Consider the following 18,008-nt stretch of genomic DNA (forward strand, 5'->3'; position numbering starts at 1 on the left):
TGGCAATTGTCATTTGGCAAAAAAAATAGATATTTTAAGTTCCAAAGCTGTTACAGGCTAAAGCAATGACTACCATCTTTCGTCCCCGCAGGTCTCTTTGAAAAAGGACCTTGCGGCTTCTTTCTTGCCGCGAGTATGCAGTGCTGGCTGTCGGTTGGCGTACTCGTGCCTAACCGCTGGCAATGTAACCGCCTATCCAAGTGCCCACACTTGGATGCCAACGTTTGTAAGCGACGCTTACAAATTATTTGTCCAAGTTTGTACAATTGATAGGCGGGGGAGATCCGTTGGTTACGCAGATGAAAGGCACGAGTACGCCCCGCTCTTCCTGGCGCTGCCTACTTGCGCCATCGTGGGGAAATATTTAGAGTTAAGGGCCAGCTTATCGTTTTTTAGGAATTGCGAATTCCTAAAAGAAAATCAGAATAATTATTTACTTATTACTTTTCCCAGTTGACTCTGGTTATCTCTAAACAATGTCGTTGTATCTTGCCAGGTAAGATCATCGGGATAAAGTGCGCTGATGAGATATGCCCAGGTAAGTTGTTGTACAGCAAGTACTCTTTCCGGATTTTCATCCGTAGTCTCTTTAACCAGATACCCAGAGATACCGCCAAGCATATGCTCCCCACCAAATAGAACCAACAAATTGTTTGCCCCCGGACTCTCGTAAAAAGCATCAGTGAACCACTCCGGGCCCTTAACTGTAAGCGGAGATCTATCGTGGTCACCTGCCACAACTAGTGTCTGGACCTTCATTTCGGCATAACTTTGATTTAAATGCGGAAAATGTTCCTTCGCAAACGGGCTCAAGGCCTCGCCTCCACAACCACCAACGCTTAGCAAAATACCTGCCTTAATCCGGGAATCAGTAAAGTCCTCACTTAAATTGCCATCAGTACCAATGACCCGCGTGCCCAATAAGGTTGCTGTAGTTTGGGCCCCAAAAGAATGACCTACAGCCGCTATTCGGTTTTTGTCAAGCCGTCCTTTTAGACCTGGCACTGCATCTTCAATAAGCTCCAACTGGTCGAGTGTGGTTTTTAAATCATCCACACGATATCGCCACATTACGGATTTTAAAGGATTATGAAGGTATGCTTTAATTGCTTGGCTATGGTCGTCCTGCAAGTTCAGGCTAAGTGTCCTTGAATCAAGAAAGGTGGGTTGAATCACGACGAACCCATGAGCAGCCCAGTAATTTACAAGTGGAGCATAGGCATCCATTGATGAACCAAAACCATGCGAAAAAATAATTATTGGTAAAGCCGTGCCACTTACTGGCGCAGACACTCGTACTCCAAGTTCATGATCCCGATTTGGAACTAAAAGTTGTACAGGACTCATAGAAACGACTGCTGATATAGAAATAACTGATTTATCTTTTGATATGTGCTTTTTCATTTGATTAAATTAGATACAGTGTGATGCGAAACTAAGGTGAATTAGATTTAGTTTTGTAATGAGTTTACTGAAGGAAACCAGTTTCCTTCAGTAAACTGCTCCTAAATGAAAGACAAACTTAACTACAGTCAGGAGGCGTGTGATACCCATCATAGGGCTATACAAGATACGATGGACATCCTGTCGGGAAAATGGAAATTACGGATTGTTGGCTCATTAAGCCTCGGCAAGAAGCGCTTTACGGCACTGAAAGTTCATATTGAAGGTATCGCTGCCAAGATGTTGTCTAAAGAGTTGCAAGATCTTGAAACTAATGGATTGGTCAGCCGTAAAGTAATAAAAACGAAACAAATATTCGTTGAATACGAGCTTACAGAATACGGTAATTCACTAAAGCCTATAATTGACGAAATGGTTACATGGGGAATACGGCACAGACAACGCTTAAAAGATTAGATTACTTATTGCTTTTAATCTCCTCAATAAGCATCCACCCAGCCTGTCCAAGTGTGGACACTTGGACAGGCTGGGTACGCCCCGCTCTTGCCTGGCGCTGCATACTCGCGCCAGTGTGGGGTTATTTCCTTAAATTAAAGGCAGACGTAAAAAACCTGTTAGTTTCTGCTGCAATGCGAGCTTTTTCATGGAGCACCTCGGTTAAAGACATTTTTTCATCCAATATGAAGTAAATATCCTGGCCGTCCATCCCAATTAGGTTTGTCGATTTACCCTGGCCAAATGCAATTAGGCCCTGATCTGTAAAGCCCGCATAACTAATAAAAACACCTCTTGACCAAGCGGCCTTACCTTGTACTTTTCCGCTGAATACTAGCAGTTCATTCTCACTGGATTTTTTTGCCTGCCATTTAGCTTCTATTAGATAGGTGTCTGCTCCTAACATGCAGCTTCCGTCGATCTCCTCTCCGGTAATTCTAAAGGATTTTTTAGGATTTAATCCATACGCGGTAAACCATTTGTTTAGAAAATCTTGAAAAGCATACCCCCTAGGTTGAGGAGCTAAGCTGTTTAAATTTATGAAATCTGTTTTTAATGTAGTCAGTGTTTGTTCAGCCACCTCATCAATTGTTGCTATTGGAGTACTCGAAGGTAGACTCCTCAAAAAGTCTGTAGCCCAAAGTTCCGGAATCTTAAACCCCACCATTGCGATTTTTTGATTTACAGCCTCAATCGTTTCTCGGGTTAATGGCTGTTTTTTTCCTTGCCTGTAAACTATAGCTGTCTTAACAATGCATACTATAAGTGTGCAAAACCTTCCCCGTTGGTATTCCAGCGTACGTTCGAGTAAGGAGGCTACTGCGTTCAGCTTACTTCCTTTTACCCAAAGGTTTGCTACTCCGACTTTGTCGGCACAACCCGGAAAAGAGATTCTAGAGTCCGCATAAGGATGAGGTGTTGCCGGTAGAAAGTCATAAATTAATTGCGCAATTTCGGTAATGCCTTGAGTTTCTTTTAAGCTGATCGCCATTTTACGAGGATAGATTGTATTAGGTAAGACCCAAATCTATCAATTATATTTTATTTAGTAAATAACCGTTTGGGCTGACAAAATTAAATTTTAACCTTCTAAGGCCTTTTGTTGCTACTCACGTACCGCACATTCCCTATTCGCCACCACACATCCAAACCCTCTCCCCAAAAATTGACAGTTTCCATTTTATGCGTAACTTTATTTAAATTAAATCTGCAACGATGTGTTACTACATTAGCCAAAAAGTAAGTGGTTACCAGCAAATTAAACTGGCCGATATGGAGGCACCGGTTGGTGAAATTAACCACCCGCATGCCCACATGCACAATGGTTTCAGTTATAAACCGGCGGTGTCGGTTATACCCAACGAGGCGGAGGATAATATCAGGCTGGTTGAAATGGAGTGGGGGTTTTTACCCAAATATATTACCTCGCGCGAGCAGGCCGAAAAAATGCGCCGGGGCTTTAAAGATCCGGTGAAGGGTTTTCAGCCGCCGCTTACCATGCTGAACGCAAAAAGCGAAGAGCTGATGCAGCCCCGCAAGGTGTTTAGGGATGCGGCCTTAAAGCGCAGGTGCCTGATGCTGGCAACCGGTTTTTTTGAATGGCGCCACATGCCAAAGTTTAATAAGAAAACGGGGGAGCAGTTAAAAACCACCAGCAAGTACCCTTACCATATTAATATAAAGAACCGGCCCTATTTTTTCATGGCCGGCATTTGGCAGCCTTTTACAGATGCAGCAACCGGCGAAACAATTGCCACTACCGCTATTGTTACCACGGAAGCAAACCCCCTGATGCGGGTTATTCACAATTCCAAAATGCGGATGCCTACCATTTTGCCGGATGATATGGCCAAGGAATGGTTGCTAGGCGATCTTAGTGAAGAACAGATCACCGGACTGGCCACTTACCAGATCCCCTATGATGAAATGACCGCCTGCACCATACAGGATAACTTTAGGGAACTGCCGGAACCCGATGAGCCCTACATTTATGAAGATTTGCCGGACTTTAAACTGGCAATTAACTAAAACCGGGATAGATATGCATTTTGCGGCTGAGCTTTTTACCATTACAAACAATGGTGACATCCATGCTGAATTTATGCCGCCCCATGCGCATCGCCCTATCCTTCATCACCAGGCAAACCTGTTTCATGAGCAGGGCGGCGTTCTCATAAAAGGCTTCGTTTTTAAAATACTTATCGCGGTAGTGTGCAGCGCAATTGTCAAGATCAATCTTTAATCCTAAAACCAAATCTATCTTAAAACAACGTTCGCAAGCCAGCGGGTATAACGCATGGCCTAACTTAGGGCTATCCAGCGCCCATTGCTGCAGCTGGTGCTCCAGCACCTTATAAAAATTCATGACCCCTGCGGAACGTTCTGGCATGCTACAAAAATGCTAAAATAATTAGCAATTTTATTGCCCGATACAAAAATTTATTAACAGTTTGCGTGCCTGCAGCTGGTAGTCAGTGGCATCATCAGGTCATTTTTCCGGTGCTCGCGTTCGCGCATCGGTATTGGATAATTCTGGCAAGGGGTGGTGTTTCCGCAGCTCAGCGGTAGGGGGAGTAGCGGATACCGGCCTGTGGCTAAGGCCTGTGCAGTATGAGCGGATAACCCGGGCCGCAGGCACCGCCATACAAATGCTACTTGGAAACGCCGTCGTTATCGTCGTCCCGCTTAGTCAGCCGGTAAACAAAGCTGAAACTGGTACTGGTTGTTTTGGCTATTTGCCTTAGGCTTTGGCCCTGGCCATGCAGGCGCATGATCTCGGCTTCAAGCGCCCGGCGAACCTGGCCGGTATAGGCCAGCAGGTGAGGGCCCTCGCTGCCATGCCCCTCCAGCCGGAACATCAGGAAGCTGTTCTGTTGTACAAGGCGGCAAAATTTTACATTGTTTGCGCCATACATAGGGCCGCTGCTGCGCTGTTTGATTTGTTTGAGATAGCGCAGGCCGTTACTGGTTTGGCTTTCGCCAATGGCAAAGGCACTGTCGGCAAAGTTCATGAGCATTTTGCTGCCCTGCAGATCGTTGCGGGTAATGGGCCGGGCAGGGTTGCGCTTGGGGGTATGGGCCAGCACCAGCAGCGATGCCAGGTACAGGTTTTTGATGTTTTGCAGACTGCGCATGAGTTTGATGGCGGCGGCGGCATTTTCGGTACCGCTGCGCAGGCAGGTAATATTATCGAGAATGATGGTGCGCGAGCCGGTAGTAATAATAATGTTTTCGAGCGAGTTGATGAGGTAATCGTGATAGGTGGCAAATTTACCTTCGCGACTGGCATTGGGGTTGATCACCACGCGGTAAAAGTTAGGCGGGAAGCGGTGGGCCCCGCCATTTTTGCTGCTGTAGCGTTTGGCAAACTGGGCCGCGCTCAATTCAAAATCAAAGTAGAGCACCGGCTCGGGCTGCCGCTGCACGGAAAGATCGCCAATGGCGGCACCACGGGCAATGGCATCGCCAATTTGCACGGCCAGGATAGACTTGCCGGCGTTGGTATCGGCAAACAGAATGCAGAGTTCGTTTTTAAACCATAGGTCGCCGAAGAGCATGTCGCCCATTTCCTCACCGTCGGGCAGGGTAAGCCAGTCGTCGGCTTTTTTAATGATAAAGGCTTCGTCGCCGGTCACCTGGCTGGCCTCTAAGTCGCGGAGGTCTTTCAGTTGCTGGGCTTCTATCCGCTGCAATTGTTTACGCTGGCGGGCGGTGATGGGGCCGCGTTCGCGGGCGCGGGCAAGTTCCAGCTCAAGTGGCATCCGGAGCGTGGGGCCGGGGAGGGATGATGTATTCATAAAATTTGGGGTTGGAGCCTGCAAGTTAGGTTAAAGCCGGCACCGGGATGGTGACACTGTTTTGTCAGTAGGGGGGATTCGCTGACTGGCGACTTGGCTCAGCGGGCGGCGGGGTTAACCTTTCCGGTGTCCGTCCCTTGAAAGGGACGGCAATTAAGCGATGTTGGGGAGAGGAAAGGCTTCGATGCCGGCGGTTTTATCCTTTCGGTCCGTCCCTTGAAAGGGACGGCAATGAAGCGGTGTTGGGGAGAGCAAATGTTTCGATGCCAGCGGGGTTAACCTTTTCGGTATCCGTCCCTTGAAAGGGACGGCAATGAAGCGGGGGAGGGGCTAGGAAATGCTGCACTGCCGTCGGTTTTAACCCTTTCCGGTGTCCGTCCCTTGAAAGGGACGGCAATGAAGCGGTGTTGGGGCGAGGGAAGGCTTCGATGCCGGCGGGGTTAACTCTTTCCGGTGTCCGTCCCTTGAAAGGGACGGCAATGAAGCGGTGTTGGGGCGAGGGAAGGCTTCGATGCGGTTGGTTTTACCTTTTCGGTGTCCGTCCCTTGAAAGGGGCGGCAATGAAGCGGTGTTGGGGCGAGCAATTCTTCACTGCTAGCGGTTTTAACCGACGGAGAAAAGGATAACATAAAATGATACTTTGGTTTGATCAGTGAAATCCCGGCAGGATTAACAGCCCGAAGTGTTAAAGTATCGCAGGAATTTACAGCAGGAGGGGTGTTTCATTGAAAGTGATTCACGCCGTTTTATGGTCTGCTGTTTTTTTATTCAAATAGTTGATAATGAATATTTTATAAATTTTAAGGATTGGAAAAGGTGTTTCATTAAAAAATGTAAAATTCTGATAGTCAAATACAAAGGTGTTTCACCCGATTCACATTTTCCGAATGAAACACGGCCCCAGATCCCCGCACCCCACTCCCCATCCCCCGCACCCGCACCCCGCACCCCACTCCCCGCTCCATCCCCCGCTCCCCACTCCCCGCTCCCCACTCCCCGCACCCCACTCCCCGCACCCCATTCCCCGCTCCCCACTCCCTACGGTAACTAACTCATTACAACATATTAATTCTGTAAATCACTAATTCAATAATTGCTATACTTGCAAATTATTTAACTACTGACTTATTATTATGAGATTAAACCTGATCGCCGGCTGCTCGCTGGCTATTATGGCCGTTAGCGGTGTTAGCCAGGCACAGCAAACCCCGCCAGCCCCCCCCGTGTCTACCTACAATTACCATGATGCCTTTGCGCCGCTGTTCTATACCAAAAATGGTTCGGAATTCAGGGCAGCGGATGGTCAGCCTGGCCCAAAATACTGGCAAAACCGTGCGGATTACCAATTAGCCGCCACGCTGAACGACCAGAGTAACGAGATCACCGGCACCGAAGTGCTTAATTATACTAACAACAGCCCGCAAAACCTGGGTTTTTTATGGATGCAGCTGGATCAGAATTTGTTTAAAGCAGATTCGCGCGGTACGGCTATTATCCCGCCAAGCGGAAGCCGTAACGGCGGCCGGGGACAAATGCCCGATGGCGGTTACAAGATCAAATCTGTAAAAGCAGGCGGCGTTGATGTAAAATACATGATCAATGATACCCGTATGCAGATCTTTTTACCGGAAGCGGTAAAAGCCAACGGCGGTCAAATAAAGCTCAATATCGAATACTCCTACATCGTTCCGGAGTATGGGTCTGACCGTACCGGCATCCAAACTACCAAGAACGGTAAGATCTATACCATTGCGCAATGGTACCCGCGCATGTATGTTTACGATGATGTAATGGGATGGAATGCATTGCCCTATACCGGTCCCAGCGAATTTTACCTGGAGTACGGCGATTTTGACCTGAGCATTACCGCACCGGCTAACCACATTGTTGTAGCATCGGGCGAGTTGCAGAATCCACAAGAGGTGTATACCCCCGAGCAATTAAAACGCTGGGCGGAAGCAGAGAAAAGCGAATCGACCGTGATCATCCGCTCTGCCGACGAGGTAACGCAGGCGTCGTCGCGCCCGGCAGGCAAAAAAGAACTGACCTGGAAATTCAAGATCAAGAATGCGCGTGATGCTTCATGGGCTTCTTCTGCAGCTTTCATCATCGATGCTGCTAAGATGAATTTGCCAAGCGGTAAAAAATCAACCGCCATATCTGCCTACCCGGTAGAAAGCAATGGCAATGATGCATGGGGCCGCTCTACCGAATATGTGAAAAAGTCTATCGAGTTCAATTCACAAAAATGGTTCGAATATCCTTACCCTGCTGCAACAGCTGTTGCGGGTATCGTAGGCGGTATGGAGTACCCGGGTATTGTTTTTTGTGGGTCGAGAGCAAAAAAGAGCCAGCTTTGGGGAGTTAATGATCATGAGTTCGGCCACACCTGGTTCCCGATGATCGTGGGTTCTAACGAGCGTCTTTACGGCTGGATGGATGAAGGTTTTAATACTTTCATCAATACCCTTACCACCGCCGATTTTAACAAAGGGGAATATGCACCCAAGAGGCCACAGGACATGCAGCGCGTGGGAGAGTTTTTGACCCGCCCCGCGCTGGAACCAGTGATGAGCAATCCCGAAAATCTGAAAGAAGCAAATAACGGCATACTTTTATACTTTAAACCGGGAATGGGTTTAACCCTGTTGCGCGAGCAAGTCTTAGGCCCAGAGCGTTTCGATTTTGCATTCAGGACCTATGTAGCCCGCTGGGCATTTAAGCACCCCACACCAGATGATTTCTTCCGCACGATGGAAAATGCATCGGGCGAAAGTCTGCAATGGTTCTGGAGGGGCTGGATCTTAAATAACTGGCGCCTGGATGTTGCTGTTAACGATGTGAAGTACGTAAACGATAGCCCGGCTAACGGCGCGCTGATCACCATAACCAATATGGATAAGATGGCCATGCCGGCGATATTGGATATCAAACTGAAAAGCGGCAAAACAGACCGCCTGAAGTTACCTGTAGAGATTTGGGAGCGTAACAGCACCTTTACAATAAAATATGCTTCTACCGAAGAGATAGAATCGGTAACCTATGATCCGGATAAAGTATTACCGGATTACAATCCGGATAATAACGTCTGGAAAAAGCAATAAAGAAAAGAAACCCGGTCTAGGCCGGGTTTTTTGTTGTGTTATATCAGATCTTTACAAACCTTTACAACCATATGAGGTTAAACAAGCATATCTACCGCTATGAAAAAGATCTTATTTGCCGCAGCACTGCTACTTACAGCAACTCATGTAACTTTAGCCCAAAGTTTATTAAAGGGGACCGTGTACGAAAGTAAAAGTAACACGAAGGTGAACAACGTTTTTGTTCGGGATAATAACAACAAGCAAATAGGCCTTACTGATAAGAACGGCGATTTTACGATCAAAACCGCTACCGGGCATGTGCTGATATTTACCTCACCGGGTTATGATTCGGATACGCTTTATGTAGTTGACCTGCGCCCAAAGCGAATAGAACTTACCTCCCAAACCATTGCTCTTAATTCAGTAACGGTAAGGTCAACCCGCCTGGCTTTTGATCCACGCAAGGAATACCCTGAGGTTTATGAAAAAAGCCGTGTATATGCCTTTTCACCATCTACCTGGTTTAGCAAGGAAGGGAAGGACGCCCGCCGCTTAAAGAAATATTTCCGGTCAGAATCTGAGCAGCGCCATATCGATGAGGTATTCAATAAGGCTTATGTAGGCAGTATAGTGCCTTTAAAAGGCCAGGATCTGGAGAACTTTGTAACCCTTTACCGCCCAACTTACGCTTTTTTGCGAAGCAACAATTCAGAGTCGATGGTGGCTTACATTAACGATAGCTATAAAAAATTCCAGGCTTTACCGGCAGATAAGAGATCATTGCCACCGCTTGTTACGCAGTAAACGTGCCAGGCATAAGCGGAAGGGAAATGTAAAAGGTAGTACCCTTATCTTCACTGCTTGCAAACCATATATGGCCGCCCTGCAGCTCGGTATAATCTTTACATAAAACTAGTCCAAGCCCCGTGCCATGCTCGTTTGCGGTTCCGCTGGTTGAGGAAGTGTTCATCGAAAAAATTTCTCCCTGCCTGCCCAGCGGGATCCCTGTGCCATTATCAGCTACCGATATAATACAATTGTTGCCATCGGTAAGTGTACGTAAGGCTATCCTTCCGCCTGGCCGGGTAAATTTCACGGCATTGTTGAGCAGATTTCTTACTACTATTTGCAGCATATCCGGATCTGCCTTTACAGTAATGTTTTCATCAGCAAAAGAGTCGAGGGTGATGTTTTTCTTTACGGCGATAGTTTCAAACAACTCGGTTGTAGTGGCCAGGTAAGAGCTTAGCTGTACCGCCTGCAGGCGCACAATAGTACCATCCATTTGGTTTTTGGCCCACTTAAGCAGGTTAGTGAGCAAGTCCTGGGTTTTGCCAATGGTTTCCAACAGTTTCTGTTCCATCTCTACACGTTCGTGTGTATCTACGCCGAATTCTGTCATCACATTAAAGTATTGCTGCACCGATGCCAGCGGACTGCGCAGGTCATGCGCAATGATTGAGAAGAGCTTAACTTTTTCTGCATTTAAGAGTTCAAGGGCCAGTGTTTTTTCATCTGCAAGGTTTTTTTGTTTGGTATAGCTCCTGCGGATGGCGGCCGTGCCTGTATAAATCAATATAAGTGTTATGATGTAGGAAACCAAATTGTCTGCAAACTGCTCTGTGCGGCTGGCGTAGTGCTGCCTGATGATATCAGGGTTAAAATATTCTGACGCGGTAAGACTAACAACAACCAATAGATTAATACCCAGCAAAAAAGGCCAAAGCCTTTTTTTTGAAACCGACATCAGTATAAAAAGGGAAGCTGCAAAAAGTAGCAGGGTAGCACCCGTGATACCATCATTATAGTAGTAGCCTATACTTTTAATCAGGTTAACCTCGATAGCCGAAAGAATAACGGCTAGTTGCAGTTTGTTTTTTACGCGGCTCAAGTAAAAAAGATAGCCCTGGATACCTAGAACCAAAAATGCCAGGCCTGCCGATACATTAAGGTGTATAGTTAAGTTAAAAAAAAACTCAAAAAAGAGAATCAGCAGAACGAAGAATGAAAAGGTGTGGAATATTCTGCTTTCAAGGGAGAATTGGTCGGGATCACCTATCAGGAAGTTTCTATATTTTTTAAATTGAACTGTAAAACTATGGAGCATCAGGGATAAAAATTATCCAAATTTATATAAACAAACTGAATTTGAGGGGGGCGCAAACCACAAAATAAATATTAAGATATTGTATTTCAGAATTTAAAACATTTCCTTACCTTTGCCATCCCTGAAAGGAGGTATTTGGGATTATGATCATTATTAACGTAAAAGACGGAGAATCATTGGATAAAGCTTTAAAACGCTTTAAGAAGAAATTTGAGAAAACAGGTGTTTTGAGAGAACTGCGCAGTCGCCAGGCTTTCGAGAAAAAATCCATCACCCGTAGGCACGAAATTAAACATGCCATCTACAAACAGAATATGAATTTAGAAACCGTTTAATTTTTTCTCCGGAAAGAATTTTACGAATTTTCTTGTCACTATAAAAAAACTATTTGTACATTCAATCTCTTGGGTGTTCAAATAGTTTTTATGTTTTTAGGGAAATTTATACAGTACATACAATACGAGAAAAGGTACTCACCACATACTGTATCTGCCTACCAGTCGGATCTGGAGCAATTTCTCACATTTTTAAATCCGCCCCACGCCGCGCCGGCCGTTACCCACCCTTCTGAAATAACCCATCACGACATCCGTAGCTGGATGGTGAGTGATGAAAAACTTGCACCGAGATCTGTCAACCGCAAGTTAGCTACGCTGCGCAAATACTTTAAATTTTTATTACAGGAAGGGGATATCCAAATTAATCCCACCTCACGCCTTACCGCCCTTAAGGCACCTAAGAATCTGCCTACTGTAGTAGAGAGCCAAAAGCTAACAGCTATGCTGGATGGCCGTATGGATAAAACCGATGAACCGGTTTTTGCAGATAATTTTGAAGGCATCCGCGATAAAACAGTTATTGAGATGCTTTTTGGCACAGGTATGCGCCTTGCCGAAATTATTGGATTAAAAGAAACTGATGTGGATTTTTACGAAAAGACCATTAAAGTTTTAGGTAAGCGCAACAAGCAGAGGATTATACCGCTAAATAACGAGCTCGTACTACTGCTGAAGGATTACCTGGAGGCTAAGAAATGTGAGAATTTTCATAACAATTCCTTAACCTTGATCGTTACAAGTAAAGGAGCAGACGGATATCCGAAGCTGGTTTATTTAATAGTGCAGAAATACTTATCAAACATATCAACTCAGGAAAAAAGGAGCCCTCACGTGCTTCGGCATACCTTCGCAACAAGTTTATTAAACAATGGCGCTGATCTCAACGCTATTAAAGAGCTTTTGGGCCATGCTAACTTAAGCGCAACCCAAATTTATACCCATAATTCAGTTGAACGTTTAAAGTCTATTTACAAACAAGCCCATCCAAAGGGTTAAAAAGGAGGAAAAATGAAAATTACAGTGCAATCTATTCACTTTACAGCAGATCAGAAACTGCTGAGTTTCATCCAAAAAAAGGTTGACAAGCTGGAAACATTTTATGACCACATTATTAGTGGTGAGGTTTATTTAAAATTGGAGAATGTAAAAGACGAGGCTAACAAAATAGCCGAGATCAAATTAATGATTCCTGGTAACCAGATCTTCGCAAAAGAGAAATGTAAAACATTTGAAGAAGCGACGGATCTGGCGGTTGAGAGCCTGCGTATGCAGATAGAAAAGCATAAAACCAAAAAATCGATAGCTGCCGAAGCTGCAAAAAAAGCAATTCTACTACCGACAGAAGACGATTTTTAATTAAATACAAGAAAACTAAATATTAAAAATCGGCAGGGTTGACACCTGCCGATTTTTTTTGCCTTGAACTGAGGCAGCTATTAAAGCAAGAATTGCCAATTTACAATGCCAAACCGTGCAAGTTGAGTTAAGTAAGTGGGAAACGATACAGCCATACAAAGCTAAAATCCTATAAAATAGGGCACTCCGCTTGCCTATGAATTTTTTTGAAAAATTATTTTGCAGAGCTTTAAATTTTTGTAGATTTGCAATCCCTTTCAGAGACGGTTTAACGGCCCAACTGATATCGGGAATGGTTCTTTAAAATAAAACAAAATAGCGCAATATTAATTTGCCGCCAATTTTCGGAATACTGCTAAAAGAGTGCTACGAATTGGTAACGATTAAGCCTCCTTAGCTCAGCTGGTAGAGCGACTGACTTGTAATCAGTAGGTCATTGGTTCGATCCCGATAGGAGGCTCTGTTTATTTCGGAAATGATGTGTTTAGCTTCCAAGTAAGCACGTCAGATCCGAAATCGACAAACGGGGGGATACCAGAGCGGTCAAATGGGGCGGACTGTAAATCCGCTGCTTCGGCTACGAAGGTTCGAATCCTTCTCCCCCCACATTTAATTAGTGAGTTATTGAATTAGTGAAGTGAATGGTTTTTAAATCATCCAGTCACTAGATCAGTAATTCACTAATTATTTTGCGGAAGTAGCTCAGTTGGTAGAGCGATAGCCTTCCAAGCTATAGGTCGCGAGTTCGAACCTCGTCTTCCGCTCTGATGAACTAAAAAAGCCGACGTAGCTCAGGGGTAGAGCACTTCCTTGGTAAGGAAGAGGTCATGGGTTCAAATCCCATTGTTGGCTCATTATATTAAGTATAATACGTTTTAAATTATAAATTAACCTACAAACAAATATAAATCATGGCAAAAGAAAAATTTGACCGCAGTAAACCGCACTTAAACATCGGTACTATCGGTCACGTTGACCACGGCAAAACAACCCTTACTGCAGCTATCACTAAAGTATTAGCTGATGCAGGTTTATCAGAAGCCCGTTCATTTGATTCAATTGACTCGGCTCCTGAAGAAAAAGAACGTGGTATAACAATCAACACAGCGCACGTTGAGTATTCAACTGCAAACCGTCACTACGCACACGTTGACTGTCCAGGTCACGCGGATTACGTGAAAAACATGGTTACCGGTGCTGCTCAGATGGACGGTGCAATTATCGTTGTTGCTGCTACTGATGGTCCGATGCCACAAACTCGTGAGCACATCCTTTTGGCTCGCCAGGTAGGTGTACCTTCATTGGTTGTATTCATGAATAAAGTGGATATGGTTGATGATCCAGAATTATTAGAATTAGTAGAAATGGAAATCCGCGAACTATTATCGTTCTACGATTTTCCAGGTGATGATATCCCGGTTATTCAAGGTTCTGCCTTAGGTGGTTTGAACGGTGATGCACAATGGGTTGCTAAAATTATGGAATTGATGGATGCTGTTGATAGCTACATCCCAATCCCTCCTCGTTTGACAGATCTTCCTTTCTTGATGCCGGTTGAAGATGTATTCTCGATCACTGGTCGTGGTACTGTAGCAACAGGTCGTATCGAGCGTGGTGTTATCAACTCAGGTGAGCAAGTAGACATCCTTGGTATGGGTGCTGAAAACTTAAAATCAACTGTTACAGGTGTGGAAATGTTCCGCAAGATCCTTGACAGGGGTGAAGCTGGTGATAACGTAGGTTTATTGTTACGTGGTATTGAAAAAACTGATATCCGTCGTGGTATGGTTATTTGCAAACCAGGTTCGGTTAATCCACACACAGATTTCAAAGCTGAGGTGTACGTATTATCAAAAGCAGAAGGTGGGCGTCACACGCCGTTCTTTAACAAATACCGTCCGCAATTCTATTTCCGTACAACTGACGTAACCGGTGAAATTTCATTGGCTGAAGGTGTAGAAATGGTAATGCCAGGTGATAACGTTACCATCACTGTAAAGTTGATCAACGCTATCGCAATGGAAAAAGGCTTACGTTTCGCTATCCGTGAAGGTGGCAGAACAGTAGGTGCCGGCCAGGTAACTGAAATTTTAAAATAATTTCTTACCCTTAAAGGGTAGCAAAACGGTTAATTTTTGTGTAAAGTACCGGGGCAATTGTCTCGGTACTTTATTCACAATATAAGTAACATACTAATTTCCTTAAAAGGAAATATTATACACGGGAATAGTTCAACGGTAGAATAGAGGTCTCCAAAACCTTTGATCAGGGTTCGAATCCTTGTTCCCGTGCTTAAGTATTAATAGATATGGCTGGCGTAGCTGAGTATATAAAAGAATCATACATCGAGTTGACCGAAAAAGTAACCTGGCCAACCTGGAGAGAACTGCAAAGCAGTGCGGTATTGGTATTAGTAGCAGCCATGATCATAGCTATGCTGATTTTTGGTATGGACCAGATCATCGGCTATGTACTTAACCAGTTTTACACATCGTTAGCCTAATTATATATTATATAGATGAGTGATCAATTAAAATGGTACGTAGTTAGGGCTATCAGCGGTAAAGAAAAAAAGGTAAAGCAATATATTGATGCCGAAGTTAACCGTTTAGGTATCACGCACCTTGTACCGCAGGTATTGATCCCTACAGAAAAATACTACCAGATGCGCGACGGCAAGAAAATTGCCAAAGAGCGTAACTATTTTCCGGGTTATGTTTTAATGGAGGCCGCACTTGATGGCGAATTAGAACACATCATCAAAAATATCAATAGCGTTATTGGTTTCCTTGGCGATAAACAAGGTAATGCAATCCCTTTACGTCAGGCAGAAGTTAACCGCATCTTAGGTAAGGTTGATGAAATGAGCGCACAGGGCGAAACCATGAATGTACCATATTACGTTGGCGAGAACGTTAAAGTAATGGATGGGCCTTTTAATGGTTTCAGCGGCGTTATTGAAGAAGTGAACGAAGAGAAAAAGAAACTAAAAGTAATGGTAAAGATCTTCGGGCGCCGTACGCCGCTTGAATTGAACTACATGCAGGTTGAAAAAGAATAGTTTTGAGCTGTGACGAGTGGGATGTTCACATCTTAAAGTCATATCGCCAATCTATCACAACAATATAAAAATATAAAGGTTTGATTACCTGGTACGAGTTTCAAATCTCCTATCTAACAATTCAGATCTATAAACGTCTTAAATGTTACTTAGCTTCCACTTACTAACATTGAGTTATAATTAAAACAAAGTAAAATGGCAAAAGAAGTCGGTGCGATGGTAAAGCTACAAGTGAAGGGCGGCGCTGCAAATCCATCTCCTCCAATTGGCCCTGCATTGGGTGCAAAAGGTGTGAACATTATGGAGTTTTGCAAGCAGTTCAACGCACGTACCCAGGATAAACCTGGTAAAGTGCTTCCTGTAGTTATTACTGTTTATGTCGACAAGTCTTTCGATTTTATCATCAAAACCCCTCCGGTAGCCATACAGCTTTTAGAAGCAACAGGCTTAAAGAGCGGTTCTGCAGAGCCCAACCGTAAAAAAGTTGCCAATGTAAATTGGGAACAGGTTGAGACCATTGCTAAGGATAAAATGACTGATTTGAATGCATTTACAGTAGAATCAGCCATGAAAATGGTGGCAGGTACTGCCCGCAGTATGGGAATAACCGTATCAGGTACGGCTCCCTGGAACTAATTGATCCGGAACATCAGGATCAAAAATTAATTAATTTATACAAATCAGTTTAAGACAGTGGCTAGATTAACAAAAAATCAAAAAGCGGCACTATCCAAAATTGAGGCGAACAAATCGTACTCATTAGAAGCAGCATCAGCTTTGGTAAAGGAATTAACCTTAACCAAATTTGATTCATCTGTTGACATCGATGTACGTTTAGGTGTAGATCCGCGTAAGGCCAATCAAATGGTGCGTGGTATTGCAACCTTACCTCATGGAACCGGTAAAACTGTACGTGTATTGGTGCTTTGTACTCCTGATAAGGAACAAGAAGCAAAGGATGCAGGTGCGGATTTTGTAGGTTTGGACGAATATATTGCCAAGATTGAAGGCGGATGGACTGATGTTGATATTATCATAACAATGCCAAGTGTTATGGCTAAAGTAGGTCGTTTGGGTCGTATTCTCGGTCCGCGTAACTTGATGCCTAACCCTAAATCAGGTACAGTAACACCAGAAGTTGGTAAAGCTGTAACTGAGGTAAAAGGTGGTAAAATCGATTTCAAGGTTGATAAAACCGGTATCATCCATACCTCAATAGGAAAAGCGTCTTTTCCTGCAGATAAAATTTATGAGAACGCATTAGAAGTATTGCAAACCATCTCTAAATTAAAACCATCAGCAGCAAAGGGTACATATTTTAAGAGCATTCACATCTCTTCAACCATGTCTCCGGGTATAACAGTTGAAACTAAATCAGTAACGGGAATTTAATCATGAATAAAGAAGAAAAATACGACCTTGTCGTTGCTCTAACCGAGCAGATGAAAGAGTATGGTAATTTCTATATTACTGATACGTCTGATCTTACAGTTGCAAAAGTTAACAATATCCGTCGTCAGTGTTTTGAAGCTGATATCATGATGCAGGTTGCAAAAAATAGCTTAATTAAAAAAGCTATGGAAGCAGCAGGTGGTGATTTCAGCCCGATATATGATGTTTTAAAAGGTTCATCATCTATCTTATTTTCGAAATCAGCAACTGCCCCGGCAAAGTTGATTAAGCAATTAAGAAAAAAAGGTGAAAAACCAGTTCTTAAAGCAGCATACATCGATTCAGCAATATTTGTTGGAGATGACCAGTTAGATACTTTGATCAAATTGAAATCAAAGGAGCAACTGATTGGCGAGATAGTAGGCTTACTGCAATCACCTGCAAAAAACGTTATTTCTGCATTACAATCAGGCGGAAATATACTGGCAGGTGTTGTAAAAACATTACAGGAAAGAGGTTAACTAACACCTTATCAAAGTTAGATTTAAACAAAAAGCATTAAGTAAAAATAAAAAATAAAATGGCGGATTTAAAAGCGTTTGCTGAACAGTTGGTAAACTTAACAGTAAAAGAAGTAAACGAATTAGCTCAGATATTAAAAGATGAGTACGGTATCGAGCCAGCTGCTGCAGCTGTTTCTGTTGCTGCTGCTCCTGCTGGTGGCGATGACGCTCCAGCTGCTGAGGCAGTTCAAACTGCATTTGACGTTATCCTGAAAGAAGCAGGTGGCGCTAAATTAGCAGTTGTTAAATTAGTAAAAGATCTTACAGGCTTAGGTTTGAAAGAAGCTAAAGATTTAGTTGACGGTGCACCTAAAGAGGTTAAAACTGGCGTAACTAAAGAAGAAGCTGAATCTCTGAAAAAACAATTAGAGGAAGCCGGAGCAGTAGTTGAGGTTAAATAATTTAACCC

At 44.0% G+C, this 18,008-nt stretch carries 20 protein-coding genes and 5 tRNA genes; 19 read left to right on the forward strand and 6 right to left on the reverse strand.

Features of this window, described 5'->3' with window-relative positions:
- Nucleotides 1-429: 429 nt before the first annotated feature.
- Nucleotides 430-1,404, reverse strand: coding sequence for a chlorophyllase (locus tag A0256_09945; protein ID AMR31722.1), 975 nt, complete (start codon nucleotides 1,402-1,404; stop codon nucleotides 430-432).
- 105 nt (nucleotides 1,405-1,509) lie between these two features.
- Here A0256_09945 and A0256_09950 point away from each other — a divergent pair, with 105 nt between their 5' ends.
- Complete coding sequence (locus A0256_09950; protein ID AMR31723.1) at nucleotides 1,510-1,860, forward strand: HxlR family transcriptional regulator; 351 nt, start codon at nucleotides 1,510-1,512, stop codon at nucleotides 1,858-1,860.
- A gap of 121 nt (nucleotides 1,861-1,981) precedes the next feature.
- Here A0256_09950 and A0256_09955 read toward each other — a convergent pair whose 3' ends face one another.
- A complete protein-coding gene (locus A0256_09955) occupies nucleotides 1,982-2,890 on the reverse strand; it encodes a hypothetical protein (protein AMR31724.1) in 909 nt (302 codons plus the stop codon).
- 224 nt (nucleotides 2,891-3,114) lie between these two features.
- Here A0256_09955 and A0256_09960 point away from each other — a divergent pair, with 224 nt between their 5' ends.
- Nucleotides 3,115-3,927, forward strand: a complete 813-nt coding sequence (locus A0256_09960) for a hypothetical protein (protein ID AMR31725.1) — start codon at nucleotides 3,115-3,117, stop codon at nucleotides 3,925-3,927.
- Here the strand turns inward: A0256_09960 and A0256_09965 are convergent.
- The 3 genes from A0256_09965 to A0256_09975 form a co-directional block, all read right to left on the reverse strand.
- Nucleotides 3,920-4,264: a hypothetical protein gene (locus tag A0256_09965; GenBank protein AMR31726.1), complete on the reverse strand. Its 345-nt coding sequence runs from the start codon at nucleotides 4,262-4,264 to the stop codon at nucleotides 3,920-3,922. The genes A0256_09960 and A0256_09965 overlap by 8 nt on opposite strands.
- A gap of 286 nt (nucleotides 4,265-4,550) precedes the next feature.
- Complete coding sequence (locus A0256_09970) at nucleotides 4,551-5,696, reverse strand: hypothetical protein (GenBank protein ID AMR31727.1); 1,146 nt, start codon at nucleotides 5,694-5,696, stop codon at nucleotides 4,551-4,553.
- 768 nt (nucleotides 5,697-6,464) lie between these two features.
- A complete protein-coding gene (locus A0256_09975; protein AMR31728.1) occupies nucleotides 6,465-6,731 on the reverse strand; it encodes a hypothetical protein in 267 nt (88 codons plus the stop codon).
- A gap of 98 nt (nucleotides 6,732-6,829) precedes the next feature.
- Between A0256_09975 and A0256_09980 the strand changes: the two genes are divergently transcribed.
- The gene (locus A0256_09980; protein AMR31729.1) at nucleotides 6,830-8,800 is read left to right on the forward strand and encodes a peptidase M1; all 1,971 of its coding nucleotides are present in this window, start codon (nucleotides 6,830-6,832) and stop codon (nucleotides 8,798-8,800) included.
- A gap of 99 nt (nucleotides 8,801-8,899) precedes the next feature.
- Complete coding sequence (locus tag A0256_09985; protein AMR31730.1) at nucleotides 8,900-9,586, forward strand: hypothetical protein; 687 nt, start codon at nucleotides 8,900-8,902, stop codon at nucleotides 9,584-9,586.
- On the opposite strand, the gene A0256_09990 is transcribed toward A0256_09985, so the two are convergent.
- A complete protein-coding gene (locus tag A0256_09990; protein ID AMR31731.1) occupies nucleotides 9,576-10,889 on the reverse strand; it encodes a hypothetical protein in 1,314 nt (437 codons plus the stop codon). The two genes, A0256_09985 and A0256_09990, sit on opposite strands and share 11 nt — an antisense overlap.
- Nucleotides 10,890-11,032: 143 nt before the next feature.
- Between A0256_09990 and A0256_09995 the strand changes: the two genes are divergently transcribed.
- The 15 genes from A0256_09995 to A0256_10065 all read left to right on the forward strand — a co-directional run bounded on the left by A0256_09995 (nucleotide 11,033) and on the right by A0256_10065 (nucleotide 18,000).
- Entirely contained in the window at nucleotides 11,033-11,224 is a 192-nt protein-coding gene (locus A0256_09995) for a 30S ribosomal protein S21 (protein ID AMR31732.1), read from the forward strand.
- 90 nt (nucleotides 11,225-11,314) lie between these two features.
- Complete coding sequence (locus A0256_10000) at nucleotides 11,315-12,223, forward strand: integrase (GenBank protein AMR31733.1); 909 nt, start codon at nucleotides 11,315-11,317, stop codon at nucleotides 12,221-12,223.
- Between the two features lie 12 nt (nucleotides 12,224-12,235).
- Nucleotides 12,236-12,583: a 30S ribosomal protein S30 gene (locus A0256_10005; GenBank protein ID AMR31734.1), complete on the forward strand. Its 348-nt coding sequence runs from the start codon at nucleotides 12,236-12,238 to the stop codon at nucleotides 12,581-12,583.
- Nucleotides 12,584-12,970: 387 nt separating this feature from the next.
- Nucleotides 12,971-13,043: transfer RNA gene (locus A0256_10010), tRNA-Thr, on the forward strand.
- A gap of 65 nt (nucleotides 13,044-13,108) precedes the next feature.
- A tRNA-Tyr gene (locus tag A0256_10015) sits at nucleotides 13,109-13,189 on the forward strand.
- Between the two features lie 85 nt (nucleotides 13,190-13,274).
- Nucleotides 13,275-13,347: transfer RNA gene (locus A0256_10020), tRNA-Gly, on the forward strand.
- Between the two features lie 16 nt (nucleotides 13,348-13,363).
- A tRNA-Thr gene (locus tag A0256_10025) sits at nucleotides 13,364-13,435 on the forward strand.
- Between the two features lie 59 nt (nucleotides 13,436-13,494).
- Nucleotides 13,495-14,682, forward strand: coding sequence for an elongation factor Tu (gene tuf / locus A0256_10030; GenBank protein AMR31735.1), 1,188 nt, complete (start codon nucleotides 13,495-13,497; stop codon nucleotides 14,680-14,682).
- Between the two features lie 121 nt (nucleotides 14,683-14,803).
- Nucleotides 14,804-14,874: transfer RNA gene (locus A0256_10035), tRNA-Trp, on the forward strand.
- Nucleotides 14,875-14,891: 17 nt separating this feature from the next.
- Nucleotides 14,892-15,086, forward strand: coding sequence for an elongation factor Tu (locus A0256_10040; protein ID AMR31736.1), 195 nt, complete (start codon nucleotides 14,892-14,894; stop codon nucleotides 15,084-15,086).
- A gap of 15 nt (nucleotides 15,087-15,101) precedes the next feature.
- Nucleotides 15,102-15,644: a transcription termination/antitermination factor NusG gene (locus A0256_10045; GenBank protein ID AMR31737.1), complete on the forward strand. Its 543-nt coding sequence runs from the start codon at nucleotides 15,102-15,104 to the stop codon at nucleotides 15,642-15,644.
- Between the two features lie 195 nt (nucleotides 15,645-15,839).
- Entirely contained in the window at nucleotides 15,840-16,280 is a 441-nt protein-coding gene (locus A0256_10050; protein AMR31738.1) for a 50S ribosomal protein L11, read from the forward strand.
- A gap of 57 nt (nucleotides 16,281-16,337) precedes the next feature.
- Entirely contained in the window at nucleotides 16,338-17,036 is a 699-nt protein-coding gene (locus tag A0256_10055) for a 50S ribosomal protein L1 (GenBank protein AMR31739.1), read from the forward strand.
- Nucleotides 17,037-17,038: 2 nt separating this feature from the next.
- Complete coding sequence (locus tag A0256_10060) at nucleotides 17,039-17,557, forward strand: 50S ribosomal protein L10 (protein ID AMR31740.1); 519 nt, start codon at nucleotides 17,039-17,041, stop codon at nucleotides 17,555-17,557.
- Nucleotides 17,558-17,616: 59 nt separating this feature from the next.
- Nucleotides 17,617-18,000: a 50S ribosomal protein L7/L12 gene (locus A0256_10065; GenBank protein ID AMR31741.1), complete on the forward strand. Its 384-nt coding sequence runs from the start codon at nucleotides 17,617-17,619 to the stop codon at nucleotides 17,998-18,000.
- Nucleotides 18,001-18,008 lie beyond the last annotated feature (8 nt).

The sequence above is a fragment of the Mucilaginibacter sp. PAMC 26640 genome (genome assembly GCA_001596135.1).
Lineage (GTDB): Bacteria > Bacteroidota > Bacteroidia > Sphingobacteriales > Sphingobacteriaceae > Mucilaginibacter.

Excerpts from the sequence above, each read along its gene's own strand:
- A0256_09945 (AMR31722.1), bottom strand. The coding sequence starts at position 1,404 with ATGAAAAAGCACATATCAAAAGATAAATCAGTTATTTCTATATCAGCA.
- A0256_09950 (AMR31723.1), top strand. The coding sequence starts at position 1,510 with ATGAAAGACAAACTTAACTACAGTCAGGAGGCGTGTGATACCCATCAT.
- A0256_09955 (AMR31724.1), bottom strand. The coding sequence starts at position 2,890 with ATGGCGATCAGCTTAAAAGAAACTCAAGGCATTACCGAAATTGCGCAA.
- A0256_09960 (AMR31725.1), top strand. The coding sequence starts at position 3,115 with ATGTGTTACTACATTAGCCAAAAAGTAAGTGGTTACCAGCAAATTAAA.
- A0256_09965 (AMR31726.1), bottom strand. The coding sequence starts at position 4,264 with ATGAATTTTTATAAGGTGCTGGAGCACCAGCTGCAGCAATGGGCGCTG.
- A0256_09970 (AMR31727.1), bottom strand. The coding sequence starts at position 5,696 with ATGAATACATCATCCCTCCCCGGCCCCACGCTCCGGATGCCACTTGAG.
- A0256_09980 (AMR31729.1), top strand. The coding sequence starts at position 6,830 with ATGAGATTAAACCTGATCGCCGGCTGCTCGCTGGCTATTATGGCCGTT.
- A0256_09985 (AMR31730.1), top strand. The coding sequence starts at position 8,900 with ATGAAAAAGATCTTATTTGCCGCAGCACTGCTACTTACAGCAACTCAT.
- A0256_09990 (AMR31731.1), bottom strand. The coding sequence starts at position 10,889 with ATGCTCCATAGTTTTACAGTTCAATTTAAAAAATATAGAAACTTCCTG.
- A0256_09995 (AMR31732.1), top strand. The coding sequence starts at position 11,033 with ATGATCATTATTAACGTAAAAGACGGAGAATCATTGGATAAAGCTTTA.
- A0256_10000 (AMR31733.1), top strand. The coding sequence starts at position 11,315 with ATGTTTTTAGGGAAATTTATACAGTACATACAATACGAGAAAAGGTAC.
- A0256_10005 (AMR31734.1), top strand. The coding sequence starts at position 12,236 with ATGAAAATTACAGTGCAATCTATTCACTTTACAGCAGATCAGAAACTG.
- tuf (AMR31735.1), top strand. The coding sequence starts at position 13,495 with ATGGCAAAAGAAAAATTTGACCGCAGTAAACCGCACTTAAACATCGGT.
- A0256_10040 (AMR31736.1), top strand. The coding sequence starts at position 14,892 with ATGGCTGGCGTAGCTGAGTATATAAAAGAATCATACATCGAGTTGACC.
- A0256_10045 (AMR31737.1), top strand. The coding sequence starts at position 15,102 with ATGAGTGATCAATTAAAATGGTACGTAGTTAGGGCTATCAGCGGTAAA.
- A0256_10050 (AMR31738.1), top strand. The coding sequence starts at position 15,840 with ATGGCAAAAGAAGTCGGTGCGATGGTAAAGCTACAAGTGAAGGGCGGC.
- A0256_10060 (AMR31740.1), top strand. The coding sequence starts at position 17,039 with ATGAATAAAGAAGAAAAATACGACCTTGTCGTTGCTCTAACCGAGCAG.
- A0256_10065 (AMR31741.1), top strand. The coding sequence starts at position 17,617 with ATGGCGGATTTAAAAGCGTTTGCTGAACAGTTGGTAAACTTAACAGTA.